Origin of the sequence: Kitasatospora sp. NPDC089913 (assembly GCF_044748625.1) — a bacterium.
GTDB lineage: Bacteria > Actinomycetota > Actinomycetes > Streptomycetales > Streptomycetaceae > Kitasatospora.
In genome coordinates this window covers 40,508-67,328 of sequence record NZ_JBIVGI010000016.1, presented here as the reverse complement: position 1 = coordinate 67,328, position 26,821 = coordinate 40,508, and the positions used below count along the sequence as shown (strand labels likewise).

The 26,821-nt window shown below is 73.1% G+C and carries 26 protein-coding genes; 7 read left to right on the top strand and 19 right to left on the bottom strand.

Annotation, left to right across the window (positions count from 1 at the left end):
- Positions 1-41: 41 nt before the first annotated feature.
- From ACIPYS_RS23880 to ACIPYS_RS23865, 4 genes are all read right to left on the bottom strand, one after another.
- Positions 42-2,000: an amino acid transporter gene (locus ACIPYS_RS23880; protein WP_093865274.1), complete on the bottom strand. Its 1,959-nt coding sequence runs from the start codon at positions 1,998-2,000 to the stop codon at positions 42-44.
- Between the two features lie 215 nt (positions 2,001-2,215).
- On the bottom strand, positions 2,216-4,483 hold the full coding sequence (locus ACIPYS_RS23875) for a heavy metal translocating P-type ATPase (protein ID WP_400749238.1): 2,268 nt from the start codon (positions 4,481-4,483) through the stop codon (positions 2,216-2,218).
- 86 nt (positions 4,484-4,569) lie between these two features.
- Positions 4,570-4,725 (bottom strand): hypothetical protein, encoded by a 156-nt coding sequence (locus ACIPYS_RS23870; protein WP_400749235.1) that lies wholly within the window; start codon positions 4,723-4,725, stop codon positions 4,570-4,572.
- Positions 4,726-4,937: 212 nt separating this feature from the next.
- Positions 4,938-5,732, bottom strand: coding sequence for a metal-dependent hydrolase (locus ACIPYS_RS23865; RefSeq protein ID WP_093863058.1), 795 nt, complete (start codon positions 5,730-5,732; stop codon positions 4,938-4,940).
- A 298-nt stretch (positions 5,733-6,030) separates the two neighbouring features.
- Between ACIPYS_RS23865 and ACIPYS_RS23860 the strand changes: the two genes are divergently transcribed.
- From ACIPYS_RS23860 to ACIPYS_RS23845, 4 genes are all read left to right on the top strand, one after another.
- On the top strand, positions 6,031-6,672 hold the full coding sequence (locus ACIPYS_RS23860) for a DsbA family protein (RefSeq protein ID WP_400749231.1): 642 nt from the start codon (positions 6,031-6,033) through the stop codon (positions 6,670-6,672).
- Between the two features lie 209 nt (positions 6,673-6,881).
- Entirely contained in the window at positions 6,882-8,009 is a 1,128-nt protein-coding gene (locus ACIPYS_RS23855) for a sugar ABC transporter substrate-binding protein (RefSeq protein WP_400749228.1), read from the top strand.
- A gap of 36 nt (positions 8,010-8,045) precedes the next feature.
- Positions 8,046-8,825 carry an ATP-binding cassette domain-containing protein gene (locus tag ACIPYS_RS23850; RefSeq protein WP_400749225.1) on the top strand — a complete coding sequence of 260 codons (780 nt, stop codon included), beginning with the start codon at positions 8,046-8,048 and terminating at the stop codon, positions 8,823-8,825.
- A gap of 56 nt (positions 8,826-8,881) precedes the next feature.
- The gene (locus ACIPYS_RS23845; protein ID WP_093865273.1) at positions 8,882-10,150 is read left to right on the top strand and encodes a sugar ABC transporter permease; all 1,269 of its coding nucleotides are present in this window, start codon (positions 8,882-8,884) and stop codon (positions 10,148-10,150) included.
- 110 nt (positions 10,151-10,260) lie between these two features.
- Here ACIPYS_RS23845 and ACIPYS_RS23840 read toward each other — a convergent pair whose 3' ends face one another.
- From ACIPYS_RS23840 to ACIPYS_RS23815, 6 genes are all read right to left on the bottom strand, one after another.
- Entirely contained in the window at positions 10,261-10,686 is a 426-nt protein-coding gene (locus tag ACIPYS_RS23840) for a PPOX class F420-dependent oxidoreductase (RefSeq protein ID WP_093863054.1), read from the bottom strand.
- Between the two features lie 52 nt (positions 10,687-10,738).
- Entirely contained in the window at positions 10,739-11,383 is a 645-nt protein-coding gene (locus ACIPYS_RS23835; RefSeq protein ID WP_093863053.1) for a response regulator transcription factor, read from the bottom strand.
- Positions 11,335-12,618 (bottom strand): histidine kinase, encoded by a 1,284-nt coding sequence (locus tag ACIPYS_RS23830; RefSeq protein WP_400749220.1) that lies wholly within the window; start codon positions 12,616-12,618, stop codon positions 11,335-11,337. The genes ACIPYS_RS23835 and ACIPYS_RS23830 overlap by 49 nt, the downstream gene beginning before the upstream one ends.
- Before the next feature lie 40 nt (positions 12,619-12,658).
- Entirely contained in the window at positions 12,659-13,510 is an 852-nt protein-coding gene (locus tag ACIPYS_RS23825) for a CPBP family intramembrane glutamic endopeptidase (RefSeq protein ID WP_400749217.1), read from the bottom strand.
- Positions 13,511-13,633: 123 nt separating this feature from the next.
- Complete coding sequence (locus ACIPYS_RS23820; protein ID WP_400749214.1) at positions 13,634-16,189, bottom strand: Hsp70 family protein; 2,556 nt, start codon at positions 16,187-16,189, stop codon at positions 13,634-13,636.
- Positions 16,176-16,595: a hypothetical protein gene (locus ACIPYS_RS23815; RefSeq protein WP_093863049.1), complete on the bottom strand. Its 420-nt coding sequence runs from the start codon at positions 16,593-16,595 to the stop codon at positions 16,176-16,178. The genes ACIPYS_RS23820 and ACIPYS_RS23815 overlap by 14 nt, the downstream gene beginning before the upstream one ends.
- Positions 16,596-16,920: 325 nt before the next feature.
- On the opposite strand from ACIPYS_RS23815, the gene ACIPYS_RS23810 reads away from it, so the two are divergent.
- Positions 16,921-17,772, top strand: coding sequence for a GNAT family N-acetyltransferase (locus ACIPYS_RS23810; protein ID WP_400749209.1), 852 nt, complete (start codon positions 16,921-16,923; stop codon positions 17,770-17,772).
- A 53-nt stretch (positions 17,773-17,825) separates the two neighbouring features.
- On the opposite strand, the gene ACIPYS_RS23805 is transcribed toward ACIPYS_RS23810, so the two are convergent.
- Together ACIPYS_RS23805 and ACIPYS_RS23800 are read right to left on the bottom strand one after the other, a co-directional pair.
- The gene (locus ACIPYS_RS23805; protein ID WP_093863047.1) at positions 17,826-18,128 is read right to left on the bottom strand and encodes a DUF1905 domain-containing protein; all 303 of its coding nucleotides are present in this window, start codon (positions 18,126-18,128) and stop codon (positions 17,826-17,828) included.
- Positions 18,129-18,147: 19 nt separating this feature from the next.
- Complete coding sequence (locus ACIPYS_RS23800) at positions 18,148-18,678, bottom strand: GNAT family N-acetyltransferase (RefSeq protein ID WP_093863046.1); 531 nt, start codon at positions 18,676-18,678, stop codon at positions 18,148-18,150.
- A 59-nt stretch (positions 18,679-18,737) separates the two neighbouring features.
- Here ACIPYS_RS23800 and ACIPYS_RS23795 point away from each other — a divergent pair, with 59 nt between their 5' ends.
- The gene (locus ACIPYS_RS23795; protein ID WP_400749204.1) at positions 18,738-19,292 is read left to right on the top strand and encodes a hypothetical protein; all 555 of its coding nucleotides are present in this window, start codon (positions 18,738-18,740) and stop codon (positions 19,290-19,292) included.
- A gap of 16 nt (positions 19,293-19,308) precedes the next feature.
- Here the strand turns inward: ACIPYS_RS23795 and ACIPYS_RS23790 are convergent, their stop codons facing one another.
- From ACIPYS_RS23790 to ACIPYS_RS23760, 7 genes are all read right to left on the bottom strand, one after another.
- The gene (locus ACIPYS_RS23790; protein ID WP_093863044.1) at positions 19,309-19,881 is read right to left on the bottom strand and encodes a dihydrofolate reductase family protein; all 573 of its coding nucleotides are present in this window, start codon (positions 19,879-19,881) and stop codon (positions 19,309-19,311) included.
- Positions 19,882-19,965: 84 nt separating this feature from the next.
- Positions 19,966-20,703 (bottom strand): SRPBCC domain-containing protein, encoded by a 738-nt coding sequence (locus tag ACIPYS_RS23785; RefSeq protein WP_400749201.1) that lies wholly within the window; start codon positions 20,701-20,703, stop codon positions 19,966-19,968.
- Positions 20,700-21,362 (bottom strand): ArsR/SmtB family transcription factor, encoded by a 663-nt coding sequence (locus tag ACIPYS_RS23780; protein ID WP_400749198.1) that lies wholly within the window; start codon positions 21,360-21,362, stop codon positions 20,700-20,702. The genes ACIPYS_RS23785 and ACIPYS_RS23780 overlap by 4 nt, the downstream gene beginning before the upstream one ends.
- Positions 21,363-21,537: 175 nt before the next feature.
- On the bottom strand, positions 21,538-22,077 hold the full coding sequence (locus tag ACIPYS_RS23775; RefSeq protein ID WP_400749195.1) for a nuclear transport factor 2 family protein: 540 nt from the start codon (positions 22,075-22,077) through the stop codon (positions 21,538-21,540).
- A 55-nt stretch (positions 22,078-22,132) separates the two neighbouring features.
- Positions 22,133-23,497 (bottom strand): carotenoid oxygenase family protein, encoded by a 1,365-nt coding sequence (locus tag ACIPYS_RS23770; RefSeq protein WP_400749193.1) that lies wholly within the window; start codon positions 23,495-23,497, stop codon positions 22,133-22,135.
- Between the two features lie 65 nt (positions 23,498-23,562).
- Entirely contained in the window at positions 23,563-25,197 is a 1,635-nt protein-coding gene (locus ACIPYS_RS23765) for an MFS transporter (RefSeq protein WP_400749190.1), read from the bottom strand.
- A gap of 141 nt (positions 25,198-25,338) precedes the next feature.
- A complete protein-coding gene (locus ACIPYS_RS23760) occupies positions 25,339-25,698 on the bottom strand; it encodes a winged helix-turn-helix transcriptional regulator (protein ID WP_400749499.1) in 360 nt (119 codons plus the stop codon).
- 199 nt (positions 25,699-25,897) lie between these two features.
- Between ACIPYS_RS23760 and ACIPYS_RS23755 the strand changes: the two genes are divergently transcribed.
- The gene (locus ACIPYS_RS23755; RefSeq protein ID WP_400749187.1) at positions 25,898-26,809 is read left to right on the top strand and encodes an alpha/beta fold hydrolase; all 912 of its coding nucleotides are present in this window, start codon (positions 25,898-25,900) and stop codon (positions 26,807-26,809) included.
- Positions 26,810-26,821: the final 12 nt, after the last annotated feature.

The following is a 26,821-nucleotide window of genomic DNA, read 5'->3' as shown; positions in this document are numbered from 1 at the left end:
TTGGCACAGGCCCCGTACCTCCCCGGTTCCCCCTTCGCACCTCAGCCCACGTGGACGCGCGGCCGCAGCGTACGGTCCGGCTCCGCCTCCCGCAACACCTCGCGGGTCACCGGCGCGACCTCGCCCTGCCCGAACAGGAAGAACCGCAGGAACTGCGCGAACGGATTGCCCTCCGTCCACTCGAAGTAGATGTGCGGCTGCTGCCCGGTGCGGTCCCGGACCGTGAGCAGCAGCGCGGCCAACGCGTTGGGGACGCTGGAGCTCTCCAGCGTGAGCACCCGGTAGCGGTCGTGCAGCACCTCGCCGTGCACGGTGAGCACCGCCTCGAACTCCGAGGGGTCCTTGACCGTCACCTCGACGAAGACCAGGTCGTCCTCGACCGGGATGTCGTTGTCCGCGCGGATCTGGCGCTTCTTCTCCTGGTACTCGACGAGGTCGCGGCTGTTCGGCTCGTTGGCGATCAGGCGCAGCGGCCGGTGGGTGTAGTCGCGCACGAAGCGCTCGGCGGCCTCGTCGAAGACGATGTCGGTGACCCGGAGTTCGAAGGCGCGCTTGAGCCGGGAGAGCAGGGAGACGATCACGATGGCCGCGATGAAGCAGGCGCCGATCTTCACGCCGTCGGGGCGTTCGGCGATGTTGAGGGCCGTGGTGTAGAGGAAGACGGCCGCGATGATCGCGAAGCCGATGGTCCAGCCGGTCTGGCGGGCGGCGCGGGCGGCGATGGTGACGGCGATCGCGGCGGAGCTGATCAGCACCAGGACACCGGTGGCGTAGGCGCCGCCCTGGGCGTCCACGCTGGCGTCGAAGAGCCAGGTGACCAGGAAGGCGATCAGGGTGAGCACGATGACCATCGGCCGGACCGCCTTCGCCCAGTGCGGCGCCATGCCGTAGCGGGGCAGGTAGCGGGGCAGCAGGTTGAGCATGCCGGCCATGGCGGAGGCTCCGGCGAACCAGAGGATCGCGATGGTGGACAGGTCGTAGACGCTGCCGAAGGTGTTGCCGAGGTACTCGTGGGCCAGGTAGGCGAGCGCCCGCCCGTTGGCCTCCCCGCCCTTCTCGAAGGCTTCCTTCGGGATCAGCAGGGTGGTGATGAAACTGGTGGTGATCAGGAACACGCTCATGATCAGCGCGGCCGTGGTGAGCAGCTTGCGGGCGCCGCGGATCCGGCCGGTGGGCTTCTCCTCGGTGTCGTCCGGGTCGCCCTCGATGTGCGGCATGACGGCGACGCCGGTCTCGAAGCCGGAGAGGCCGAGGGCGAGTTTGGGGAAGGTCACCAGGGCGACGCCGATCATGGCGACGACGTTGCCGTGCTCCGCGGTGAGCGCGTCCGCCCAGTCGCTCACCACTCCCGGGGAGCTGAGCACGTGGTAGAAGCCGTTCACGACGACGACCACGTTGAGCCCGAGGTAGATCGCGACCAGGACGACGGCCAGCCCGATCGCCTCGCTGAAGCCCTTGAGGAAGACCCCGCCGAGCAGCGCGATCATCACCAGGGTGATGAGGACCTGCTTGCCGGTCAGGGCGCTGTGCAGATGCGGGTTCTCGACCAGGTGGGCGGTGGCGTCGGCGGCCGACAGGGTGATGGTGATCATGAAGTCCGTGGCCGCGAAGCCGAGCAGCGCGAGAACGAACAGTTTGCCCTGCCAGAACGACAGCAGGCGTTCCAGCATCGCGATCGAGCCCTCGCCGTGCGGGCTCTCCCGGGCCACCCGGCGGTAGACGGGCAGGGCGCCACAGAGGGTGACCACGACGAGGACGACGGTCGCCACCGGGGAGAGCAGACCGGCCGCCAGGGCGGCGATGCCGGGCTGGTAGCCCAGGGTGGAGAAGTAGTCGAGGCCGGTCAGGCACATCACCCGCCACCAGGGGCGGGCCTGTTCGGCGGGGGCCTGGGCGTGCGGGCCGGGGTGCTGCTTGGCCCGGTCGGACAGGCCCTCCAGCAGCCAGGCGCGGAAGCGCGATCCGCGTCCGACGGAGCCGTTCGTTGCCGAGGAAGCCACCTTGCACCCCTTGTCCACGTCCGCGGAACAGGTCCCCGAGCCGCCCGGCCGACGGCAGGGCGACAGGCTATGCGACCGGGTCGCTGACCTCGGGGAACGCCTCGGTGATGTCGCCTCATCGGATCAGCGCCCGGTGCCGGGAGCGCGGACGCGCCGGAGCCCCGGAACCGGGACGGTTCCGGGGCCCCCGGGCGGCCGGGCGCCGGCCGGGGCGCTCAGCGGAAGGTGCGGAGCCGGAGGCTGTTGCCGACCACGAACACCGAGGAGAAGGCCATCGTGGCGCCGGCGATCATGGGGTTGAGGAGTCCGGCGGCGGCGAGGGGTATGGCGGCGACGTTGTAGCCGAAGGCCCAGAAGAGGTTGCCCTTGATGGTGGCGAGGGTCCTGCGGGAGAGGCGGATGGCGTCGGCGGCGGAGCGCAGGTCGCCGCGGACCAGGGTGAGGTCGCTCGCCTCGATGGCGGCGTCGGTGCCGGTGCCCATGGCGAGGCCGAGGTCGGCCTGCGCGAGGGCGGCGGCGTCGTTGACACCGTCCCCGACCATCGCGACGACCCGGCCCTCGCTCTGCAGCCGCTCGACCACCGCCACCTTGTCCTCGGGCAGTACCTCGGCGTGGACGTCCTCGGCGGGGATGCCGACCTCGGCGGCGACGGTCTCGGCGACGGCGCGGTTGTCGCCGGTGAGCAGGACCGGGCGCAGGCCGAGGGCGCGCAGTGCGGCGACGGCCTCGGCGCTGGTGGGCTTCACGGCGTCGGCGACCTCCAGCACGGCGCGGGCGGCGCCGTCCCAGCCGACCGCGACGGCGGTCCGTCCGGCGGACTCGGCGGCCCGCTTGGCCTCCGCCAGCTCCGCCGGCAGGTGCTGCGCCCACTCGGCGAGCAGGGCCTCGCGTCCGGCGACCACCGCGTGGCCGTCCACGACCCCCTGGACGCCGAGGCCGGGGACGTTCTCGAAGTCCTGGACGGGGGGCAGGGTGGTGAGGCGTTCGGCGGCGGCGCCGGCGATCGCGGTGGCGACGGGGTGTTCGGAGGCGTGTTCCAGGGCGCCGGCCAGGCGCAGGACCTCGTCCTCGGTGGTGTCCCCGGTGGTGCGGACGGCGAGCAGGGTCATCCGGCCCGTGGTGACGGTGCCGGTCTTGTCGAGGACGACGGTGTCGACCCGGCGGGTGTTCTCCAGGACCTCGGGGCCCTTGATGAGGATGCCGAGCTGGGCGCCGCGGCCGGTGCCGACCATCAGGGCGGTCGGGGTGGCCAGACCGAGGGCGCACGGGCAGGCGATGATCAGCACCGCCACCGCGGCGGTGAAGGCGGCCGTCCAGCCCTCCCCGGTGGCGAGCCAGTAGCCGAGGGTGGCGAGGGCCAGAGTGATCACGATCGGGACGAAGACGGCGGAGATCCGGTCGGCGAGCCGCTGGGCGGCGGCCTTGCCGTTCTGGGCGTCCTCGACCAGCCGGGCCATCCGGGCGAGCCGGGTGTCCGCGCCGACCCGGGCGGCCTCCACCACGAGCCGGCCGCCGGCGTTCACGGTGGCGCCGGTGACGGTGTCGCCGACGGCGACCTCGACCGGTACGGACTCGCCGGTCAGCATCGAGGCGTCGACGGCGGAGGCGCCCTCGACCACCACCCCGTCGGTGGCGATCTTCTCTCCGGGGCGGACCACGAACCGGTCGCCGACGGCCAGCCCGCCGATCGGGACGCGCACCTCGGTGCCGTCGCGCAGCACGGCGACGTCCTTGGCGCCGAGGTCGAGCAGGGCGTGCAGCGCGGCCCCGGCACGCCGCTTGGAGCGGGCCTCGAACCAGCGGCCGGCCAGGATGAAGGCGGTGACCCCGGCGGCGGCCTCCAGGTAGATGCTGGACGAGCCGTCGCCCCGGGCGACGGTGAACTCGAAGCCGTGCCGCATGCCGGGCATGCCCGCGTGGCCGAGGAACAGCGCCCACAGGGACCAGAGGAACGCGGCACCGGTGCCGAGCGAGACCAGGGTGTCCATGGTCGCGGCGCCGTGCTTGAGGTTGGTCCAGGCGGCCCGGTGGAACGGCCAGGCGGCGTAGGTGACGACGGGCGCGGCGAGGGTGAGCGAGAGCCACTGCCAGTTGTCGAACTGGAGGGCGGGGACCATCGCCATGGCGACGACCGGGACGGCCAGCACGACCGCGGTGATCAGCCGCTGCCGCAGCGGGGCGAGGTCGTCGGCAGGCTCTCCGGCGGGGTCGCCGCCCGGGACGGCCGGGCCTGCGGCGGGGGCGGCGGCGTCCGTCCGGGGCGGGGCGGCGGTGTAGCCGGTGGCCTCGACGGTGGCGACGAGGTCGGCCACGCTCACGTCCGGCCCGAACACGACCCTGGCCTTCTCGGTGGCGTAGTTGACGGTGGCCTCGACCCCGTCCATCCGGTTGAGCTTCTTCTCGATCCGGGCGGCGCACGAGGCGCAGGTCATGCCGCCGATCCGGAGTTCCACCTCGGTGGAGGCGGGTGCCTGGGTGGTCATCTGAGCTCCTCGTGCTCGTTGTCGATCGGATCCGGGCCCGGGGCCGATACCCCCCAGGGGTTCGGGACCCCGGACCCGCCGGGATTTCAGGACTGCCGGGCGGGAACGCGGTCGGCGTCGACCTCGGCGTCGGCGTCGGCCTCGGCCTCGGCAACAGGGGCATCGCCCTCGGCGGCGGCCACGACGACATCGGGGGTCTCGGCGCCGGTCGAGCAGGTGCCTTCGGTGGAGCAGCAGGACATGGGATTCCTCCGTCGGTGTCGGCGGCAGTTCCAGATACCCCCCATGGGTATCTCTGCGCGATGAGCTCATTTATACCCCTGGGGGGTATCGAAGGCAAGCACTGGTCCCGCCGCGCAGACGCGACAGGGCCCCGTACCGGAGTCGCTCCCCCGGTACGGGGCCCTGTCACCCGCGCGGTCGCGGCCGCGCGGCCGATCAACCGGTCAGCCGGTCAGCCGAAGTAGCCCAGCGCACCCACCGCGCACAGGCCGCCGGCACCCATGAACACCGGCATCAGCACCTTGAGCTCCACCCAGCTGCCGGCCCGGAAGCGCATCCCCTTCGGCGGGCCGATCGGGTACCAGCGCTTGCGGCCGATCGGGATCGGCCACAGCACCGGGCAGCCGGAGACGGTGAGCGCGTCACCCAGGCAGTGCACCAGCGCGCCGAGGGTGATCGGCAGGCCGATCCACAGGTACTCCTGCCCGGGCTGGTCGAACAGCCAGAGCGAGCCGTTGCCCGGCTTGTCCAGGACGTCCGTCAGCATCCAGGCGCCCGCCGCGCCGAGCAGCCAGACCAGGACGTCGCTGGAGACCCGGGCCTGGCGCCACAGCAGTCCCTCGATGGCCAGCACCATGTGCACGAAGAGCACCCCGAGCACGCCCCACCGTCCGCCGTAGACGGCGACGGCCGACGCGCCCGCGCCGCACAGCGCCGCCCACACCCAGGTGTGGGTCAGCGTGCGGTGGCCGCCGGTGCGACGGGGGTCCTTCTTGCTGCGGGTCGCCTTGTAGACGGCGTAGGAGAGATGGTCGATCACCTCGCAGAGGACCCGCGAGACCGGGCCGAACGCCCTGGATATGGTGGCCGCCTTGTGGTCGAGGTCCGGTGCCAGTGCGGCGCCCGCGCAGATCAGCGTCCCCGCCAGCAGTACCGGCCAGGGCATCGGTTCGCCCATCCCCGCCGCGATCGCTCCCGCGCCCAGCCACGCCGCCGCGCCGGACAGCGAATGTGCCGGTCCCATCATGTTGTCGGCTCCAACCCTCGTCCCGTACCGCCCGTCGCGAGGGCTTCGCGAGGGCCTGACGGGGCGGCAGCATATCCGCTCAAGATCGGAAAGGTCCGGAGCCACTCCTTCACCCGAACAGCGGAAGTAGTTCACCGCTTCGAATCACGCCGCCGAGCACCGACAGTGACGATCCCTCACCTGTCGGAGTGACGGCGCGGCCCGGGCGGGTCGCGGCGGCCGGAACCGCGAGTGGCCCAGGAAACCCGCGCCGGAGCGGCCCTTCCGAGCGGTCCGGCCCGCCCCTACGCTCGGCCGCGTGACCACTTCAGCCACCCATGCCGACACCGGTGCCCCGACCAGCACCGTGGACTTCTACTTCGACCCGATCTGCCCGTTCGCCTGGATCACCTCCCGCTGGATCCTGGAGGTGGAGAAGCACCGGGACCTCGACCTGACGTTCCGGGTGATGAGCCTGTCCGTGCTCAACGAGGGCCGCGAGGGCCTGCCCGAACGCTACGAGCGACTGCTCAGCACCGGCTGGGGCCCGGTCCGGGTCTGCGTCGCCGCCGCCGAGCAGCACGGCGTCGGGGTGCTGCGCGACCTCTACACCGCGCTCGGCACCCGGCTCCACGTCGAGGACCGGGAGGTCGACGACGAGCTCCTCCGCGAGGCGCTGGCCGAGGCCGGCCTGCCGGAGGAGCTCGCCGGGGCCGCGCACGGCACCGAGTGGGACGAGGCGCTGCGCCGCAGCCACCACGCGGGCATGGACCCGGTCGGCGAGGAGGTCGGCACTCCGACCCTCCACGTCGACGGCACGGCGTTCTTCGGACCGGTGCTGAACGCGATCCCGCGCGGGGAGGAGGCCGTCCAGGTCTTCGACGGCGTCCGGCTGCTCGCCGGGCACAAGGCGTTCTTCGAGCTCAAGCGCACCCGGACGGGGTCGCTCGACTTCGGCTGAGGATCCGGGGACGAGGGCAGGACGGGACGGGACGTCGACGGGGACGGGGACGGGGACGGGACGAGCGCCCCGCCCCCGTCCCCGCCCCTCCCAACCCGTCCCGCCCTACCCGTTCGGCCCAGCTCCGATCGTGGTGTCGGCCCGCAGTTCGCAGACTCGGACGCGGGGGACCGAAGAACGGGGCGGGTCCAACCGGAAGAGGCATCCTCATGAACAACGGGCTTCGCCGCACGCTCGCGGCCGCCGCAGTGGTTTCCCTCGGTCTCGCGCTGTCCTCGTGCGGCAGCGCCAAGGAGTCCTCCGGAGGCGGCTCCTCCGGCTCCGCGAGCGGTTCCGCCGGCGGCGGGAGCACGGTCGGCGCGGTCCGGATCGGGCTGCTGCTGCCCGAGACCAAGACCACCCGCTACGAGCAGTTCGACCGGCCCCTGATCGAGCAGAAGATCAAGGAGCTGGCGCCGCAGGCCCAGATCGACTACTACAACGCGAACGAGAACGCCACGACCCAGCAGACCCAGGTCGACACCGCGCTCACCAAGGGCGACAAGGTGCTGATCCTGGACGCCGTGGACGCGAAGTCGATCCAGTCCTCGGTCCAGAAGGCGCACGACGCCGGCGTCAAGGTGATCGCCTACGACCGCCTGGCGCAGGGACCGGTCGACGCCTACGTCTCCTTCGACAACAAGAAGGTCGGCCAGCTCCAGGGCGAGGCCCTGGTCGCCGCCGTCGGCGACAAGGCCGGATCCGGGTCGATCATCATGATCAACGGCTCCCCCACCGACCCCAACGCGGCCGACTTCAAGGCCGGCGCGCACAGCGCGATCGACGGCAAGCTGAAGATCGGCAAGGAGTACGACACCCCCAACTGGGACCCGAACAACGCCAACCAGGAGGCGTCCGCCGCGATCATCGCGATCGGCGGGCCCAATGTGGTCGGTGTCTACTCGGCCAACGACGGCATGGCCGCCGGTATCGCCACCGCCCTCAAGGCGGCCGGCCTCAGCGTGCCGCTCACCGGCCAGGACGCCCAGCTGGACGGCGTGCAGCGGATCCTGGTGGGCACCCAGACGATGTCGATCTACAAGCCGTTCAAGCCGGAGACCGACATCGCGGCGCAGATGGCGGTCACCTTCGCCCAGGGCAAGCCGCTGGACCCGGCGCTGGTGCCGGTCACCGTCACCAACGGCAGCGGCAACCAGGTCCCGGCCAACCTGATCACCCCGGTCGTGCTGACCAAGGACAACATCAAGACCACCGTGGTGGCCGACGGCCTCTACACCGTGGACCAGATCTGCACCCCGGACTACGCGGACGCCTGCAAGGCCGCGGGCCTCCAGTAACCGTGCCCGCCAACCCGGTCGAGGGAGTTGGTCACCGTGACGGGTGAGACCGTCCTGGCCCTGCGCGGGGTCTCCAAGCGGTTCGGCGCCGTCCAGGCGCTCACCGGCATCGAGCTGGAGGTCCGCGCCGGCGAAGTGCTCGCCCTGGTCGGCGACAACGGCGCCGGCAAGTCCACCCTGGTCAAGTCCATCGCCGGGGTGCACCAGCCGGACGAGGGCACGATCGAGTGGCAGGGCCGCCCGGTCAGCGTCCACCGGCCGCAGGACGCACAGCAGCTGGGCATCGCCACGGTGTACCAGGACCTGGCGCTCTGCGACAACCTCGATGTCGTCGGCAACCTCTTCCTCGGCCGGGAGATCCGGCGCTTCGCGATCCTCGACGAGGTCGCGATGGAGAAGCGGTCCCGCTCCCTGCTGGACACCCTCTCCATCCGCATCCCCAGCGTGCGGATCCCGGTCGCCTCGCTGTCCGGCGGTCAGCGCCAGGTGGTGGCGATCGCCCGCGCGCTGGTCGGTTCGCCGAAGGTCGTGATGCTGGACGAGCCGACCGCCGCCCTCGGCGTGGAGCAGACCGCCCAGGTGCTCGACCTGGTCGAGCGGCTCCGCGACCAGGGCCTCGGCGTCATCCTGATCAGCCACAACATGGCCGACGTGATGGCCGTCGCGGACACCGTCGCGGTGCTGCGGCTCGGCCGCAACAACGGCGTCTTCGACAAGCACCGGACCAGCCAGGAAGAGATCATCTCGGCCATCACCGGCGCCACGGACAACGCGGTGACCCGCCGGGAGGCCCGCGGCACGGAGGGCTCCCCATGACCGAGCAGACCCCCGGCGGCGACGAGCACCGCCACGCACCGCTCCCCGAGGACAGCATGCCCAAGGGGGGTGTCAACGCCGCCGTACCCGTCGCCGCCGAGGCCACCCCGGCGGTCGACCCGCGGCTGATCGTGCGGCAGGAGGGCGTCAAGGGCTACCTGGGCGAGTTCCGCCGCCGCGTCACCAGCGGCGAACTGGGCTCGCTCCCGGTGGTGCTGGCGCTGATCGTGATCTGGGCCGTCTTCGGGAGCCTGAACAGCTCCTTCCTGTCCGCCCAGAACCTCTCCAACCTCTCGCAGCAGATCGTCGGCACCGGCATGATCGCGATCGGCGTGGTGTTCGTGCTGCTGCTCGGCGAGATCGACCTCTCGGTCGGCTCGGTCAGCGGCCTGTGCGCGGCGATCTTCGCGGTGCTGAACGTGACCCACGGCGTCAACCAGTGGGTCGCCCTGCTCTCCGCCCTCGCGGGGGGCGCGGTGGTCGGCCTGATCCAGGGCGTGTTCTTCGCCAAGGTCGGCGTACCGGCCTTCGTCGTCACCCTGGCCGGCAACCTCGGCTGGAACGGTCTGATGCTCCAGGTCCTGGGCGCCAGCGGCACCGTCAACCTGTCCGGCAAGGACATCGTCTCCCGGCTCTACAGCACCATCTACGGCGACCAGGCCGCGGCGTACGGGGCGGCCGCCGTCGGCGTGCTGCTCTTCCTGGGTGCCTCGGTGCTGGACGCCCGGCGGCGCCAGGCCGCCGGGGTGCCGTCCCGCCCCGTGCTGGACATCGCGCTGCGCACGGCGGCGATCACGGTGATCGCCTTCCTGGCCGCCTACACGCTCAACCAGTACAAGGGCCTGCCGCTGGCCCTGCTGATCTTCCTGGTCTTCATCGTGGTGCTGGACTTCGTGCTGCGGCGCACCACCTACGGCCGGCAGGTGTTCGCGCTCGGCGGCAACATCGAGGGCGCCCGGCGGGCCGGTATCAACGTGTCCTGGATCCGGATCAGCGTGTTCACCATCTGCTCCACCATGGCGGCCGTCGGCGGCCTGTTCCTGGCCGCGCAGATCCAGTCGGCCAGCCAGACCTCGGGCGGCGGCAACCTGCTGATGAACGCCATCGCGGCCGGTGTCATCGGCGGCACCAGCCTGTTCGGCGGACGCGGCTCGACCTGGTCGGCGCTGCTCGGTGCGCTGGTGATCGGCTCGATCCAGTCCGGCATGAACATCCAGGGACTGAGCAACGCCATCCAGTTCATGATCACCGGCGCGGTGCTGCTGGCGGCCGTGGTCGTGGACTCCCTCGCCCGCCGCACCCAGCGGGCGGCCGGACGCGCCTGACCGACGGGAGCGGGAGCGGGCCGGGCCTCATGCATGAGGCCCGGCCCGCTCCCCTGTCCCAGCCCGGGCGCGGGCCCGTGTCCGTGTCCGTGTCCGGGTCCGGGTCCGGGTCAGCCCAGCTGCTGGCCGTAGACGTGGTCGACGTCGAGCACCATCAGGACCCTCCGGTCGGCCACCATCGCGGCCCGGTACTCGTCCCAGTCCGGGTGCTCGCCGGCCGCCTGCCGGTAGTAGTCGACCAGGGCCTCCACCTCGGGGCCCTTCGGATCGCTGCCGGGCCCGACCAGGGTGACGGTGCCCTCCGCGGTCGCCCAGGCCCGGCCGTCGGCCCGGGTCACCTCGAGGGCGGCGCGCGGGTCGCGGCGCAGATTGGCCGTCTTGGCCCGGCCCTCGGTGATCGAGACGTACAGCCGCTCGGCGGCCCGGTCGTAGAACGGCATGACCGGCGACAACTGGGGCCGCCCGTCGGACTTGATCGTGGCCAGCACACCGAGGCGGGCGGCGTCGAGCAGGGCGCGGGGATCGAAGGTCGTCATGGGGCCATCATCGGCCTTCACACCGGTGTGAAGGTCAAGCGGCGCACCCGGATCAGCGTTCCAGGTGGGCCAGGACGGCGAGGACCCGGCGGTTGTCGTCGGCCGAGGACTCGATCCGCAGTTTGGCGAAGATGCTCGCGGTGTGCTTGGCCACCGCGCTCTCGCTGATGTGCAGGGTACGCGTGATCGCCGCGTTGGACCGGCCCTCGGCCATCAGCCGCAGCACCTCGTGCTCACGCGGCGTCAGTTCGGCGGTGCTGCCCCGGGCGTCCCCGCGCGCCAGCAGCTTCGCGATCACCTGCGGGTCCATCACCGTGCCGCCGCCCGCGACCGTCCGCACCGCGTCCACGAACTGCTCGGTGCGGGTGACCCGGTCCTTGAGCAGGTAGCCGATCGCGCCCCGGCCGTCCGCCAGCAACTCCCGCGCGTAGAGCCGGTCCACGTACTGGGAGAGGACCAGCACCGGCAGGGCCGGCCGGGCACGGCGCGCCTCCAGCGCCGCCCGCAGCCCCTCGTCGGTGAAGGAGGGAGGCAGCCGGACGTCGACCACCGCGACGTCCGGCTCCCGCTCGTGCAGCGCGCGCCGCAGGTCGGGACCGTTGTCGACGGCCGCGACCACCTCGAACCCGTGCTCCTCGAGAGTCCGGATCAGCCCGTCCCGGAGCAGGAAGAGGTCTTCGGCGAGGACGACGCGCACGGTATCTCCAGGGTCACGGTGGTCGGGCCGCCCGGCGGGCTGTGCAGGGCGAGGGTTCCGTCGACGGTACTCAGCCGGCGCACCACGCCGCGCAGTCCGCTGCCCCGGCCGGGGTCCGCCCCGCCCCGGCCGTCGTCCGTGACGACGGCGGTCAGGGTCCCGTCCGCGTGCGCCAGCCGGATCGTCACCTCCCGGCCGCCGCCGTGCTTGGACGCGTTGGCGAGCAGCTCCGCGACCGCGAAGTAGGCCGCCGCCTCGACCGGCGCCGGGAAGCGCCCCGGCAGGTCGACGGTGACGTGCACGTCCAGGAAGCAGTCCAGCGCGAGGGAGCGGACGGCGTCGCCGAGGCCGCGGTCGGTGAGGATCGGGGGGTGGATGCCGTGCACCAGCTCCCGGAGGTCCTGGAGCGCCCGGGTCGAACTCGCCCGGACCTCGCGCAGCAGGTCGCGGGCGCCGTCCGGGTCGGAGTCCAGCAGCCGGGTCGCCGCGTCCAGGGTCATGCCGAGGGAGACCAGCCGGGCCTGCGCGCCGTCGTGCAGATCGCGTTCGATCCGCCGCAGTTCGGCCGCCTGCGCGTCCAGCGCCTCGGCCCTGGTGTCGGCGAGGTGCTCGACCCGGCGGACCAGTTCGGTGCTGTAGGGCGCGGCGAGGGTGTACCGGCTCCACCGGGCGTGCAGCCCGAGCGCCGCGGGCGCCAGCCGCAGCCCGCCCGCCACGAACAGCAGGCCGAGCACGGCGGCGGCGAGCATCGAGGCGGTCGAGTCGACGGGCACGAAGGCGTACCAGTTGCTCGGCCCGAGCAGGCGCCAGACGAAGGGCTGGACGAGCGCGCCGAACAGTCCGAACCCGGCCAGGGTCGGCGGCACGGACACCAGGAACGCCCCCACCCACGGCTCCAGCCAGGCCCAGCGGACATCGCGCCAGAAGCCCTCGTCACCGAGGATCCGGTGGGCCCGCCGCCGACCGTCGGTGGACGTCGGGCCGTCGCCCTCCGGCAGCGGGTCGGGCGGACTGATCCGGGTCCCCGTCCACTCGACCGTCCAGGCGCGGTACCGGTCCGACCACCGCCGCAGCAGCGCCGCCGCGCCCGGCAGCAGCGGCTGCCCCGGACCGACCGGGACCAGCAGCAGCACGAGAACCACGAGGACGGCGACCCCGGTCACGGCGAAGGCCGCGAGGGCGGTGAGCTGGCAGCGGAGCAACGCCCGCACCCCGCCCGCGACTTCTCCCGCCACTCGCCCCCGCACCGCCGCGCCCACCCGTCGTTCCGTCACCTCAGCGCGCCCCGTGCCGCACCGCCGGGATCCTATCCGGCGCCGTCCGCCGACGGACGCCCGGCCGGGCTGCCCGCCGGGCCCGCAGCACCCACGGCACGGCCGCCAGCAGGCAGGCGCCGCCGAGCAGAAGCATCGGCAGCACCGTGCCGTCCTCCTCGTCCATCGTCAGCAGCATCCCGAGGTTGACCAGGGTGTGGAAGCCGCCCGCGAGCAGCAGCCGGTGGGCCCGCACCCCCTCCAGGGCGAGCCCGAGCACCACCGACATCGCGACCGTGGCCAGCAGGAACCCGGCCGCGTACGCAGGCCGTTGGGCGAACACCTGGACGTGCCAGCAGCCCCAGAGCACCCCCACCGCGACGGGGGCGGCGAGCGGACCGAAGCGGGTCCGCAGCAGCGGCTGCAGGTAGCACCGCCAGCCGATCTCCTCGCCGCAGGCGCCGACCAGCTGGGCGAGCACGACCAGCGTGAACGGGTGGGCCAGGGAGCGGGGGTCGGTCAGCCGGGCGTCGCCGTCGCCGAGCAGCGCGTAGGCCGTGGCGGCGAGGGCGATGATCAGGGGCCCGGTGGGCAGGAGGAGGCCGACGCGGTTGCGGCCGGGGCCCGCCCACGCGGTGTCGCGCCGCGCGCGGACGGTACCGGCGAGCCGGGTGCGAACGCGCTCCGGCCACAGCAGGGCCACCGCCAGCACGCCTGCGGCGGGCCCGAACTGGGTCAGCTGCACCACTTCGTCCGGGATGCCGGTGGCCGGCTGGAGCGCGCCCAGCGCCCCGGCGCCGAGGAAGGCGACGGCGAGGAAGACTCCCGCCTCGGCCTTCCACGGGGGTTTCCCGCCCTGTCGTCCGGTCCTCATGTCGTCCGCCTCCGGTCCGCTCGTCCGCGTGTTTCCGTCGACGACGACTCTTCCGGGGCGCGGGCGGCCGGACATTGCGTCCAGGTGCCCGGCGGGGGTGTACCCAGGTACACCCCCGGTGGGTCAGGACTTCGTCTGCTGCTGGGGCGGTTCCGGCTCCTCGTCCAGGTCCGGCCACTGGAACACCACGGGCAGGTCGCCGAACAAGGGCGCCGTGGGCGGCTCGGAACCGGTGACGTCGCGGAGCGTCTCGGACCGTCCGGAGCCGACGTCTTCGGCGGACACCAGGATCTCGCCGTCGGCGTCGAGGTCGACGGTGACCTCGATCTGCGACCACTCGGACAGTCCGGACAGCCGGAGACTCGCGAGCAGGGTGTTCCGGGCCGCGGTCTCGTACATGCCCTGGTAGACGTTGATGTTCACCCCCGATTGATCGCCCGCGGCCGTGCTGAAGATCTTGGACGTCCTCGCCGGGAGGTTGGTGCCCGGGCTCACCAGCACCTCCGTCCGTCCGCCCTCGATCTCGATACCGATGGCCCGGGGAACGGCGTCCACCCCGAGCATGTCCCGCACCACACCGGTGATCACCCCCGCCTGGAGCATCGCCCCGGTCGCCGCCAGGGTGTCTGCCGTGACTCCGACGTTGACCTGCGCCCGGGTACTGATCCCGCGTACCGCTTCGACCAACGCCGGGATCCGGGCTGCGGCGCCGACCAGCAGAACGTGCTCGATGTCCGTGCGGTCCGCCAGCCACGAATACGTGAACGCCCGCTCGACCAGAGCCTCGCAGGAGGCCAGCAGAGCGACGGTGAGCCGATCGAACCGCTCGCGGGTGACCAGGACCTCCAGATCGGCCGGCCCGTCGGAGGTGACCGCGAAGTGCGGGAGGCGGACGGTCGTCGCGCCCGCCGAAGCAAGTTCCTCCACCGCGTTCGCCGCCGCCTCACGCAGCCGCCGACGAGCGGTCCGGTCCCCGCCGAGACGGATGCCGTGGCGCTGCTCGAACTGCTTCAGCAGGTCGTCGGCGAGACGAGCCACCCAGTGTTCGATGCCGAACCGCTCGTCGGACGCCACCGAGTCCACAGCCGTCATGCCCTCACCGACCGCGATCACGGCCGCCTCCGAGGACCTCCCTTCCAGCCCCACCACGAGCACGGCCGACTCCCGCCCGCCCAACTGCCGGTCGAAGGCGAGGCCGGCGGCCAACGAGGTGGAGACGATGCGCAGCAGTTCGATGTCCACGGCCCGGCAGGCCCGGCGGATCCGGCGCCGCTCCGCCTCCGTGGTGGCGGCCGGAACGACGATCACCGCTCGGACGACCCGCTCGCGGAGCCGCTCCTCGGCGTCCCCCTTGAGCTTGGTGAGCAAGGCGGTGCAGACGCGGTCGGCGGTGACCGGGGAACCACCGGCCAGGAACACGCCGTCCGCGCCGATCCGGTCCGCCTCGGACAGCCGGAACGTGCCGTCCAGGTTGACCAGTTCCTGCCGCACGGCCGGGGCGCCCACCAGCACCCGGTCACCGTTCCCACCGGTGAACGCGACCACGGACGGGGTCCGCCGCTCGCCCTCGGCGTTGGGGACGATTTCGATCCGGTCACCGTCGAGGGCCGCCACCATGCAGGACGTGGGGCCGAGTTCGATGCCGACCGTCCGGAAGCCGGTCAGTGGGGGCTGCTCGGGCGGCGGGGGGACCGCGGCCACGATCGACGCCCGGCGGGCCGCCCAGAACGCACGGCTGTGCTGGGCGGCCTCGGCGAGTTCGTCCTTGGGGCCGAACAGTCGGCTCAGCACCTGGGCGACGGCGGCGTAGCCGTCCGCGGCCTCCTCGTACCCGCCGACGTGCCCGGCGCGCTCCTCCTCGTCGAGCAGCAGCCGGCCCTCCCGCAGCGCCGGGTGCCCGGCGTGGCCGGACCGGTCGGCCCGCCAGGAGCCGGTGTCCGGGCGGTACCCGCGGTTGCGGGCGATCACCAGGCGGGCGGCCGTGTTGGTGGCCGTCCTGGTGGGCCGGGGACGCCCGGCCGCGGTGAGTTCGTGGAGCAGGTGCTGATAGACGTTGTCGAGCGTCAACTCCGGTCCGAGCCGTGACGATCCGTCCTGGAGGAGTCCGATCAGCTCCTTGGTGAACGCGGTGAACCGCTCCCCCACCGGCGCCAGCGAGGTGCTGTCGTGCTCGGAGGAGGCCAGTACGAAAGCGCCCTCGATCGCGGTCTGGGTGCGCAGTCTTTCCTGGCCGCCCGCCATGTGGGCGGTGGTGGCCATCCCGGACCAGCAGGCGTCGATGATGACGACCCGGTTGCGGGCCCGGGCGCCGAGCACCACCTTGCGCAGCGTCCGGTACGGCAGCGCGCTGATCGACGGTTCCTCGGGGTCGGTCTCGGTGACCGCGAGGTAGTAGTCGGTGTCCTCAACGATCCCGTGGCCCGCGTAGTAGACGAGCAGCAGGTCCTCGGCCTCCAGGACCGACGGCCGCAGGGCGCGGACGACGTCGGCCGCCGTCCGGGGGTCGGGCACCAGGGTGCACTGGGCCTCGTCGAGCCAGCCCTGCTGCGGGTCGGTGAGCGCGGCGGCCAGGTCGGTGAGGTTGTTCCGGACGGCGGGCAGCGGCGGCAGGTCGTCGTGCCGGTAGGCGGCCGAGCCGATCAGGACGATCCGCGAGCCCGGTCCGTCAGGCAGCGCCATGGCCGGTCGCCCGGTCGCGTGGCTGCTCCTGCTCGTGCTCCTGCTGCCCGTTGACGAAGGCTTCGAAGCGGTCGATCAGTTCGCCCGCGTCCTTGACGTTGTCGAGTTCGAGCTCGTACGTCTCGTGCTCGGTCCTGCTCACCCTGATCACCAGGTGGCTGCGCTGCCCTCGCAGCCAGTCCGCCACCACCCGCACCAGCACCGTCCCGGCGCCCCCGGAGGCGAGGGCCACGGTCACCAGCTGGACCACCCCGGCGTTCATCTCCCCCGCCGCCGGGGCGCTGCCGCGCAGCGCCACCCGGCCCCGCAACTCGTCCTCGGCCCGCAGCCGTTGCGCCAACGAGCGCGCCGCCGCCGGCACCGCAGCCCCCGAAGCGCCGTCCACCAGCGCCAGACCGATCTCCACGATTCCCGGTTCCCCTTCCCGTCCCCCACCCGACTCCGGTGTCGGCCAACCTATTCCGGATCACGCTCCCCCGTCTCCCGGATCGCGGGATTCCGACGGACGACGGTGCTCCGACGGACGACGGTGCTCCGACGGACGACGGTGCTCCGACGGACGACGGTGCTCCGACGGACGACGGTGCTCCGACGGACGGCGATGCTCCGGCGCCGGGACGGGAAACCTCGTTGCGGACGGGTCGCGAGGGCGGTTAGGGTCCGGCGTCTTGTCGCTTCGGGCACGTCCGAACCCGGTTCATGGAGAAGATTTGTCGATTCGCATCACTGCCATGACCGATCCCGATCACGGCACCCACAGCCGGCGGCTGGTGTGGCTGGCGGTGGACGGGGAGGGGAATCCGGTCGGGACGGCCTCGCTGCGGCTGTTCACCGACCCGGGGCAGGCACACCTGGCCGAACTGGCCGTGCGGGTGCACCCGGTGGAGCGGCGTCAGGGGGTCGGGGCGCGGCTGGTGGACACCGCGGTGGCGGCGGCCGCCGCCGACGGACGGCGGGCCGTGGTGGCGGCGGTCGACGACGGGACGCCGGGCGAGGAGTTCCTCTCCGCGCAGGGGTTCCGGAAGGCGCTGACCCTGCGGCACGCCAGGCTCGACCTGACCGGGTCGGCCGAGGTGGCGACGTCCGGGGGGACGGAGCGGGCCTACCGACTGGTGGCCTGGGACGGTGCCGTCCCCGACGAGCTCGCCGTCCCGTACGCCGCCGCCCGCCGCGCGATGGACGACATGCCGATGGGTGAGGTCGACCACGGCACGGTGAGCTGGGACGTCGACCGGCTCCGGGCGGTCGCCCGGGTGGTGGAGCTGCGCGGCGAACACCTGCACACGGTGGCGGCGGTGGCCGTGTCCGACGGTTCGATGGTCGGCTTCACCGAACTGGTGGTCCCGGCCGACGGCACCGGCGACGGCCGGCACTACGGCACCGCCGTCCTGCCCGCGCACCGCGGGCACGGCCTCGCCCGGCGGATGAAGGCCGAGGCGATCGCCCTGACCCGCCGCCGGCACCCGGCCCTCGGCGGCCTGCTGACCGACACCGCCGAGGACAACACCTCGATGCGGAGGGTCAACGAGGCGCTCGGGTACCGGCCGACGCACGAGACCCACCAGTACCAGCGGATGCTGTGACCGGCCCGTCCGGCCCGTCCGAACGGGCCGGACCGTCCGAACGGGCCGGACCGTCAGAGGTCGAGGAGTTCGACGGTGACGGTGGCGGTGTCACCGGCGTCGAGGTCCTCGGCCTTGCGGACGGCGCGCTTGACCGGGAGCACGTAGGCGCCGTCGGAGGCCGGGAAGATCGACGTCTGCCAGCTGCTGGCGCCGATCGTGACCCGCACCCGCAGCGAGCCGAAGCCGCGCCTCGGCCCGGCGGCGGTGAGGTCGTGGATCTCCTCGGAGGCCTCGACGGGCAGCCTGACGAAGGTCCAGTTGTCGGAGCGCCGGGCTTCCCAGATCCAGAGCTCGGCCTCGAATTCGAACTTCATGGGGTCAGCTTCCCACGCGTCACATCGGCAGCGAGTGCAACCGGAGTTCCCCTGCGGCCCACTCGGCACCGTCGTGCAGCGGGAACCACATCGTGCGCAGCGGCATCGTCGCCGGGCCGGTGGGCTGTTCGACCTCGACCGGGCCCGCCAGTGGCCGCCAACCGAGGCGGGCGTAGAGCCCGGCCTTGTCCGGGCGGCAGAACAGGACGGCGAAGCGCGGCCCGAGGGTGCGGGCGTGGGCGAGGGCGCCGTCCACCACCTTCCGGGCGAGGCCGTGCCCGCGCCGGTCGCCGGCGACGGCCACACCGCCGAGTCCGACGATCTCGGTCGGGCTCCCGTCGATCGACACCGGCAGGACCACCAGTCCGGCGTGGGCGACCAGCCGGCCGTCCGGCTCGGCGCGGATGCCGAAGTGGAGGTCCTTGGGCCGCCAGACCATCCCGTGCTCGGCGACCTGGAACGGGTCCGGCCCGTCGCCGAGGATCTCGGTGTGGCTGTACTGCTCCAGCGGGACGACCTCGGTGAATATGCTGATCTGATCATCATTCATTACCGCATCATGCCAAGGCCCGCCGACCGCGGGAGGGCCTGCTGTCCCGAGGAGGAAGCGTGGACACTCCCGCGAACGAGCCCGGATCCGCCCACGCGCTCGGACCGCTGGTCCGGGTGGACGGCCGGTGGCTGCTGGGCGACCACCGGGACCGGAACCACCTGGAACTCACCGCCGAGGGCATCGTCCCGTACGCCGACGGGCACCCCGGCGCGGTCGTCGGGTGGGGCCGGTTCATGAGTCTGGGGCTCGCGGTCACGCCCCACCGGTGGACGGGCTCGCGGCGGACCGCGCTGCTCACGCTCGGCCAGATGGCGCCGCTCGGACTGACCGGCCCGCATCTGACCGCGACCTTGCGGCACCCCTACGAGTACTGGACCGGCCGCTTCGGCCACCACCGGGGTCAGCGGTACGCGCCGCACGAACTGGCCGCCGCGGAGGCGCTGTTCGCCGTCGTGGTCGGGACGGGGGAGGCCGCGCTGCTCGGCGACCGCGCCTGGCTGGACAAGGCGGTGGCGCTGATCCGCCCGCTGCGGCGACCGGCCGAGACCCGGGCGGCCCTCGCCAAGCTGGTGGAGGGCACCCGGGCCGACCGGGGGTTGCGGGAACTCTGACGGTACGTGGCGCGCGTCAGCGGACCACGTCGAAGACCTGCTTCTGCAGGCCGTTGGCGTAGGCGGCGTACTCGACCAGCTTCAGCTTCTGGGTGTCCTTGTCGGTGTCGCTGAAGAGCCGCTTGCCCGCGCCGAGCAGCAGCGGGAAGACCAGCAGGTGGTAGCGGTCGATCAGGCCGGCGTCGGAGAGCGCCCGGTTGAGCGAGGCGCTGCCGTGGACGATGATCGGGCCGCCCTCGGTCTCCTTCAGGGCGGCGACCTCGTCGAGCGAGCGCAGGATGGTGGTCTCGCCCCAGTTCGGCACCAGGTCGTCCTCGGCGAGGGTGGTGGAGACCACGTACTTCGGCAGGGTCCGGTAGCGGGCGAAGTCCGCCATGTCCGGCCAGACGGGGCTGAACGCCTCGTAGCTGACCCGGCCCAGCAGCATCGCGGTGGCCTCCTCCTGCTCCCGGCCCTTGATCTCGAAGGCCTCGGGGAGGAACTCGATGTCCTTGAAGGTCCAGCCCGCGTTGCGGTAGCCGGACTCCCCGCCCGGGGCCTCGACGACACCGTCGAGGGAGACGAAGGCAGTGCTGATCAGCGTGCGCATGGTGATTCCTCGGGTTGCTGGTGCGGGTGAGCGGGTGAACGGGTGAACGGGTGAGCGGTGTCGCCGAGGGCGCTGTCCGGGCGGTCAGGCGAGGAGGCCGGTCAGCCACTGCTGCCAGGAGGCCTCGGCGCCGTCGGTGTCCGGTCCGAAGAGGTGGTGGAACATCAGCACCAGGCCGGCGCTGTGGTGGAAGCCGTACAGGCCGTCGCCGGTGCGGATCGCGAAGCGCTCGTCGTCCGCCCACACCACCTCGCCGTCCAGTGGCGGCAGTCCCGCCGGACGGGCCGAGACCCGGGTGCCGGTGGTGGGTGCGGAGGGCAGCGCGAGCGCGCTCGCCAGCACACCTCGGAGCTCCGCCGCCGGTCGGCCGGGAACCGCCGCGACACCGAAGACGGGCGCTCCGGTACGACCCCGGAAGTGGGTGAGGTACTCGACCAGCGTGTGGAGGTGGAACGGCCAGCCGCGCCGCAGCGCGTCGTACTCGTCCTCCCAGTCGTCGCCCAGCAGACCGCTGTGGACGACGCGCAGCACGGTGGCGGAGCCCTCCCGGCCCTCGACGAGGTACTCGAAGGCCATGAAGCGGCCGTTCTCGGCGGTGGCGGTCCGGGTGGCCAGGCGCTTGCCGGGCTCGTAGGCGGTGATCAGGGCTTCCTCGCGCTGACCACCGATCTCCATCGCGGCGGTACCGCCCTCGCGCGGGTCCAGCTCGTTGCGGCCCATGAACCAGGAGTCGATGCCCGGTCCGGTGGCGATCGCCTCCCAGACCTCGTCCGGGCTCGCCGGCAGCACCGTCTCCAGCTCGATCTCGAACGGGTGGGTCATCGTACGTTCTCCTGTCCAGGGCCGGGATCGGGGGCGGTCTCGGTGTCGGTTTCGGTGTCGGTGTCGGGGACGGGGGCGGCGGCGGCGGGGATCTGGTGCAGGCCGACCACCACCCGGTGGCTGCGCCCGCCGGGGGCGGACTCGTCGTGGTACCGGGCGACCAGGGTGGCGACCGCCTCGGCGAGTCCGTCGGCGAAGGCCGTGCGGTCGGCCGCCGAGGCGAACCGCACCTCCGCGTCGATGCCGAAACTGGCGACCCGCCGCTGCGCCCGGGCGGCGCCGGTCAGCAGCGTGCCGACCTCCTGCACCAACCGGGAGCCGAGGGCCAGCAGCCAGCGGGCCGAGAGCTGGTCCGGCGAGCGGGTCGGGTCCGGACTCACGGCGGCCAGCACGGCGGGCGAGATCACGTAGGAGGCGGCGGTGGCCCGGTACACCCGTTCGGTGACGTTGCCCTTGCGCCGTTCCTCGGCGAGTTCGACCAGGCCGTGCCGCTCCAGCTCCTTCAGGTGGTAGTTGACCTTCTGCCGCGCCAGCCCCAGGCGGGCGGCCAGCGCGGCGGCCGAGCCCGGCTCGGCGAGAGCGGCGAGGATGCGCCGCCGGATCGGGTCCAGCGAGGCCTCGGCCGCTGCGGGTTCTTCGATCACGGCGACGTCCAACATGCTTCAAGGATCACTCCGACAAGAAAAATTGTCAAGGAAAGATTTCTTGTCGGTGAGGCGGACGGGAACGGGAGCGGAAACGGGAGCGGCAGCGGGAACGGCAACGGCCGGCGGCAGGGGAGATGCCGCCGGCCGTTGGGTCCGGGGTGGGTCCGTGACGCCGTGGCGCCGGGATTCAGGAGGCGGGCGGGGTCCAGTCGGCGGGCAGGCCGGACTGGGCGAGCACCTCGGCCAGGCTGTAGTGGTCCTGGTCCGAGACGATCCGGCCGTGGCCGTCGAGGTCGAGCAAGGTCGTCATCGGCACCGCGAAGGCCTCGGGCGCGCCCTTGAGGTGACCTGCGTACACGGCCTCGACGGTGATCCGGCCGCCGTCGCGGTGCGTGGCGCGCACGGTGACGTGGACACCGTCGATCAGCCGGTCGGCGCGGGCCTTCCAGCCCGCGATCTCCTCCCGGCCGTGGAAGGTGACGCCCACGCCCAGGTCGGTGTAGACGCCGCGGGCGGTGAACAGCGCGCCGAGCGCCCGGGGGTCGGTGCCGTTCCAGGCGCGGGCCCAGTCGGCGACGATCCTCGGCGGACACGGCGCGGTGACGGCGTTGACGGCGTTGACGGTCGAGGCGACCGGGGCCGTCGAGGCGGTGGCGGTGACCGCGGTGGCGCCGGAGAGCGCCGCGGCGGCGATCAGCGGGATCGCGGCGCGCGTGACGTGGGACATCGTGGATTCCTCTGGGAGTGACGGTTCGGGGAGGAGCTGTTCGGGGCGGGGACGGTCAGCCACGGTCGGCGCCGGTGTCGGCGATCCAGGAGCCGTGCAGGCCGGCGGCCACCCGGTGGGGCAGGTGGACGGTGGCGACGGTGTCGAGACCGGCCGCGTCGAGGACCAGCAACTGCGAGGCGTCCTGCTTGAGGTCGGAGACCACGGTGAGCAGGTAGCCCTCGTCCTCGCCGGTGGATCCGGCGGCGGGCACGAACAGGGCCTCGCTCGGCATCCGGGCGTCGCCGACCCGGCGGATCCGGCGGGCGCCGCTGACCCGGTCGTACTTGACGATGCCGTAGCTGCCGAAGCCCTGCCGGTCGGGGAAGGCCACCGCATACTGGTAGCGGTTCTCGGCCCCCAGGTACGCCTCGTTGAGGCTCGGGAACTCCACCGGCAGGTCGTCGACGATCCGCTCGTCCACACTGCCGCTCGCCAGGTCCACCACCCAGCGCCGGGTGTAGGAGTGGGAGACGGGCTCGGAACCGCGCCCGGGCGCGCCGATCCACCAGTTCCAGGAGAGCCGGAAGCCCTCGCGGTCCACCGTCGGGCCCTCCAGGACGATACGGCCCCGCTCGTCCTCGTAGGCGTTCGAGACGTGCAGCATGTTGCCCGGCTCGATGGAGAACCAGCGGATCCGCGTGGCGCCGTCCGTACCCCGCGGCATGACACCGATGCGGGAGGGGTGCTCGTCGTCCCAGCCGTAGGGGATACCGGAGTGGTCGGTGGGGTCGAAGGTGACGTTGCCCTCGACGAAGACCACGTGGTTGCGGGTGATCGCGAAATCGTGCTTCAGCGCACCGGTCGCGTCCGGGACCTCGGCGCTGTGGACGATCGCTCCGGAGGCGTCGGCGACGTAGTAGGTGAGAAACGGCGGGAGGGGCGAGGAGGCGAAGAAGTGCAGCTCTCCGGTGACCGGGTCCTCCTTGGGATGGGCGGTCATCGCGGTCCGCAGCCTGCCCCCGAAGTCGTAGGCGCCGACCGTGTCCAGCTCCCGGGTCAGCTCGAACGGCAGATTGGCCTCGCACAGGGCGAGCAGCCGGCCGGCGTGCTCGATGACGTGGGTGCCGGCGGCGGAGGCGGTCAGATCGGGGCCGCGCTCGGTCATGTACGGGGCGCCGTCCAGGGCCGGGGTCTTCACCCAGCGGTTGCGGTACCACTCGGCGCGGCCCTCGCGCAGCTGGATGCCGTGCACCATGCCGCTGCCCTTGAACCAGTGGGTGGGGGTGACGCCCGGCTTGGGGTTGTGGCCGTTGCGCAGCAGACGGCCGCTCAGCTCGGGCGGCAGGGTGCCCTCGACGGTCAGCTCGGTGGCGGTGACCTCGTCGACGACCGGGTCGAAGTGGCCGGTCAGGTACGGGGGCTTATTGGGAGTGCTCATGACATGTTCCTTTCGGTGGAAACGAGGAGAAGGGTGGTTCGTGGTGCACCGTCGGACGGCAGGCGTCAGACGGCGGGTTCCGCGCGGACGGCACCCGGCGCGGCCGCGGCCTTGCGGCGGCCGGTGCAGCGGGCCAGCAGGACCGCGAGCACCGCGGTCGCCGCCAGGACGGCGGCGGAGACCGCGAAGGCGGCGCGGTATCCGGCGGTCTGCGCCTCCAGGTGGGGCCCGTGGGCCGCGCCGGTCACGGAGCCGGCCAGGGTGGTCAGGACGGCGAGCCCGATCGCGCCGCCGACCTGCCGGGTGGTGTTCACCAGACCGCCGGCCAGGCCGGCCTGCCGCGCCGGGACGCCGTCCACGGCGAGCGCGGTGAGCTGGACGAACGCGATGCCGAGGCCGAGTCCGACCAGCAGGCTCGGGCCGAGGATGTCCGTGACGTAGCCGCCGTCGGCGTCGATCCCGGACAGCCACAGCAGGCCGAGCGCCTCGGTCAGCAGGGCGGCCGTCGTGGTCGCGGTGGAACCGACCCGCCGGGCCAGTCGCGGCGCCAGCGCAGCGCCGAGCATATTGGCGGCGGCGAGCGGGAGTTGGCCCGCCCCGGTGGCCAGTGGCCCCGAGCCGAGGACCTGCTGCTGGTAGAGCGGGAGGAAGAAGAACAGGGCGATCCAGACCGATCCCAGCAGCGCCATCAGCACGTTCCCGACGGCCACCCGTCCGGTGCCGAGCAGTCCGGGCGGGATCAGCGCATCCGGGCGGCGGCGCTCGATCGCGACGAAGGCGGCGAGGAGGGCGACGGCCGCGGCCAGAGCGCCGAGCACGCCGCCGTCGCCCCAGCCGGCGCCGCGTGCGGTGGTCAGGCCCCAGACCAGGCAGGTCAGGGCGAGGGTGACGGTCACGGTGCCGGGCAGGTCGAACCCTGCGGCGGCTCCCGGGGCCCGCCGCCCGGGCCGCACCGGCGTGCCGTCGGCGGCGGGGTCGGCCCCGGAGGGGGTCTTCCGGAGCGACGCCCGGACGGGCTCCGGCGGCACCAGGACCAGCACCGCCGCGAGCACCAGCGCCGAGCCCAGCGCCACCGAGTGGAAGATCCAGGGCCAGCCCCACGCCTGGGTGAGCACCCCGCCCAGCAGGACGCCGCCCGCCCCGCCCGCGCCGGAGACCGCGCCCCACACGCCCAGCGCCCTGCCGCGCCCCTGCCCGCCGGGGAACTGCGTCATCGCCAGGGCCAGCGCCGCCGGGGCGATCGCCGCCGCCGCGAGGCCCTGGACGGCCCGGGCGGCGATCAGCGGCGCCGGGGCGGTGGCCAGGCCCGCCGCCAGCGAGGCCACCGCGAACAGCGCGACCCCGGCGGTCAGCACCCGGCGGCGGCCGAGCAGATCGGCCGCCCGCCCGCCGGCCGGGAGCAGCGCCCCGAACGCCAGGCCGTAGGCGTTGACCACCCAGGTGACGGCACCGTCGGAGACGCCGGTCCCGGCCCGGATCTGCGGGAGTGCCACATTGACGATCGAGGTGGCGAGCATGACGGTGAACTGGGCCCCGGCGAGGGCCGCGAGGGCCGCTCCCGGGGAGCCGGGGCGGCCCGCCGCCGGTGCTTCCGGCGGCGGTACCGGTACCGGTGCATTCGGCGGCGGTGCCGGTTCGGGTGCCGGTTCGGGTGCCGGTGCCGATGCCGATGCCGGTTCGGGTGTCGGTGCAACGTTCATGGCCACAGATTCGGGCCGACGGCTGTCCACCTGCCAGGCCCGACGGGGTCCGGACACTGTCCACCACTGTCCGCGGCTGTCCACTCGGAGCAGGGAGGGGAACCGCCGTGACCACCACGACCGCCTCGCCGACGGACGGCCCTAGGCGGAGGACGGCCCGTCGGCGAGGCGGTTGTGGTGGTCGATCAGGGACATGTGCGTCTCGGCCCAGTGGCGCAGGGCGGAGAGCGGGCCCTCGAGGGAGAGGCCGAGGTCGGTGAGGCGGTAGTGGACGGCGGGTGGGACGGTGGGTTCCACCCGGCGGGCGACCAGGCCGTCGCGAACGAGGCTCTGCAGGGTGACGGACAGCATCTTCTGGGAGATGCCGGGGATCCGGCGCCGCAGTTCCGCGAAGCGGAGTTCGTCCGGGGCCTCCTCGGCCAGCACCTTGACCGCCATCGACGTCCACTTGGTGCCGAGGCGGTCGAGCAGTCGGCGGGTCGGGCAGAGCGGATTCAGCAGATCGCCCCGTTCGCCTGACTGTCGGCCGGGGCCACCGGGCTGTCGGCCCCGTTCGCCGGACTGTCGGCCGGGCTCGCCGGGCGTCGATGTGGCCACTCGGGGCTCACCACCTGAAGGAGAAGTGCCGTCTTGGAGGCACCACGGTAGTTCCCTAGCGTGAGGTGGTCACCATTCCTCACCACGCCTTTGGAGCCTCACCGTGCCCGAGCTGCGGCGCCTCCCCGTCAACGGTGTCGAACTGAACGTCGCCCTCGCCGGATCAGGCCCGGCCGTCCTGCTGCTGCACGGGTTCCCGCACACCTGGGAGCTGTGGACGGACGTCATGGCCGGTCTGTCCGACCACTACCGCGTCATCGCCCCGGACCTGCGCGGGTTGGGCGCGAGCGGCGGGACCGCCACCGGGTACGACGCCGGCGGCGGGACCGCCACCGGGTACGACGCGGCCACCCTGGCCGAGGACGCCGCGGCGCTCCTCACCGCGCTCGGCGTGTCCTCGGCCGCGGTGGTGGGCATCGACGCGGGTGCCGCGCCGGCCTTCCTCCTCGCCATGCGCCGCCCCGGCCCGGTCCGGCGCCTGGTCCTCGTGGAAGCCGTTCTGGGCGGGCTGCCCGGGGCGGAGGACTTCCTGGCCGACGGGCCGCCGTGGTGGTTCGGCTTCCACGCCGCCGCGCCCGGCCTGGCCGAGACCGTGCTGGAGGGCCACGAGGCCGCCTACGTCGACTGGTTCCTGAATGCCGGCACGCTCGGCGACGGGGTGCGCCCCGCCCTCCGGGACGCCTTCGTCCGCGCGTACACCGGGCGCCCGGCGTTGGGCCGCGCGTTCTCGTACTACCGGGCACTGCCCGAGAGCGCGGCGCAGATCGGGCGGGCGGTCGCCTCGGCCCGTCTGACGGTGCCGACGATGGCGGTGGGCGCCCGGCCGGTCGGCGCGGCCCTGGAACGCCAGCTCCGCCCGGTCACCGACGATCTCACCGGACACCTCGTCGAGGACTGCGGCCACATCGTCCCGCTGCACCGGCCTGACGCCCTGCTCGCGCTGCTGCGTCCGTTCCTGGCGGGCACGACGGGTGACGACCGTGCGGCGTCCGTCCCCGGCGGGCGCGGCGCGTGACGACCGCGCGGC

Coding starts and splice junctions, on each gene's coding strand:
- ACIPYS_RS23820 (WP_400749214.1), bottom strand. CDS start 16,189: ATGGCGCTGCCTGACGGACCGGGCTCGCGGATCGTCCTGATCGGCTCG.
- ACIPYS_RS23865 (WP_093863058.1), bottom strand. CDS start 5,732: ATGATGGGACCGGCACATTCGCTGTCCGGCGCGGCGGCGTGGCTGGGC.
- ACIPYS_RS23790 (WP_093863044.1), bottom strand. CDS start 19,881: ATGCGCACGCTGATCAGCACTGCCTTCGTCTCCCTCGACGGTGTCGTC.
- ACIPYS_RS23810 (WP_400749209.1), top strand. CDS start 16,921: ATGACCGATCCCGATCACGGCACCCACAGCCGGCGGCTGGTGTGGCTG.
- ACIPYS_RS23870 (WP_400749235.1), bottom strand. CDS start 4,725: ATGTCCTGCTGCTCCACCGAAGGCACCTGCTCGACCGGCGCCGAGACC.
- ACIPYS_RS23780 (WP_400749198.1), bottom strand. CDS start 21,362: ATGTTGGACGTCGCCGTGATCGAAGAACCCGCAGCGGCCGAGGCCTCG.
- ACIPYS_RS23775 (WP_400749195.1), bottom strand. CDS start 22,077: ATGTCCCACGTCACGCGCGCCGCGATCCCGCTGATCGCCGCCGCGGCG.
- ACIPYS_RS23805 (WP_093863047.1), bottom strand. CDS start 18,128: ATGAAGTTCGAATTCGAGGCCGAGCTCTGGATCTGGGAAGCCCGGCGC.
- ACIPYS_RS23770 (WP_400749193.1), bottom strand. CDS start 23,497: ATGAGCACTCCCAATAAGCCCCCGTACCTGACCGGCCACTTCGACCCG.
- ACIPYS_RS23825 (WP_400749217.1), bottom strand. CDS start 13,510: ATGAGGACCGGACGACAGGGCGGGAAACCCCCGTGGAAGGCCGAGGCG.
- ACIPYS_RS23845 (WP_093865273.1), top strand. CDS start 8,882: ATGCCCAAGGGGGGTGTCAACGCCGCCGTACCCGTCGCCGCCGAGGCC.
- ACIPYS_RS23800 (WP_093863046.1), bottom strand. CDS start 18,678: ATGAATGATGATCAGATCAGCATATTCACCGAGGTCGTCCCGCTGGAG.
- ACIPYS_RS23840 (WP_093863054.1), bottom strand. CDS start 10,686: ATGACGACCTTCGATCCCCGCGCCCTGCTCGACGCCGCCCGCCTCGGT.
- ACIPYS_RS23875 (WP_400749238.1), bottom strand. CDS start 4,483: ATGACCACCCAGGCACCCGCCTCCACCGAGGTGGAACTCCGGATCGGC.
- ACIPYS_RS23785 (WP_400749201.1), bottom strand. CDS start 20,703: ATGACCCACCCGTTCGAGATCGAGCTGGAGACGGTGCTGCCGGCGAGC.
- ACIPYS_RS23855 (WP_400749228.1), top strand. CDS start 6,882: ATGAACAACGGGCTTCGCCGCACGCTCGCGGCCGCCGCAGTGGTTTCC.
- ACIPYS_RS23765 (WP_400749190.1), bottom strand. CDS start 25,197: ATGAACGTTGCACCGACACCCGAACCGGCATCGGCATCGGCACCGGCA.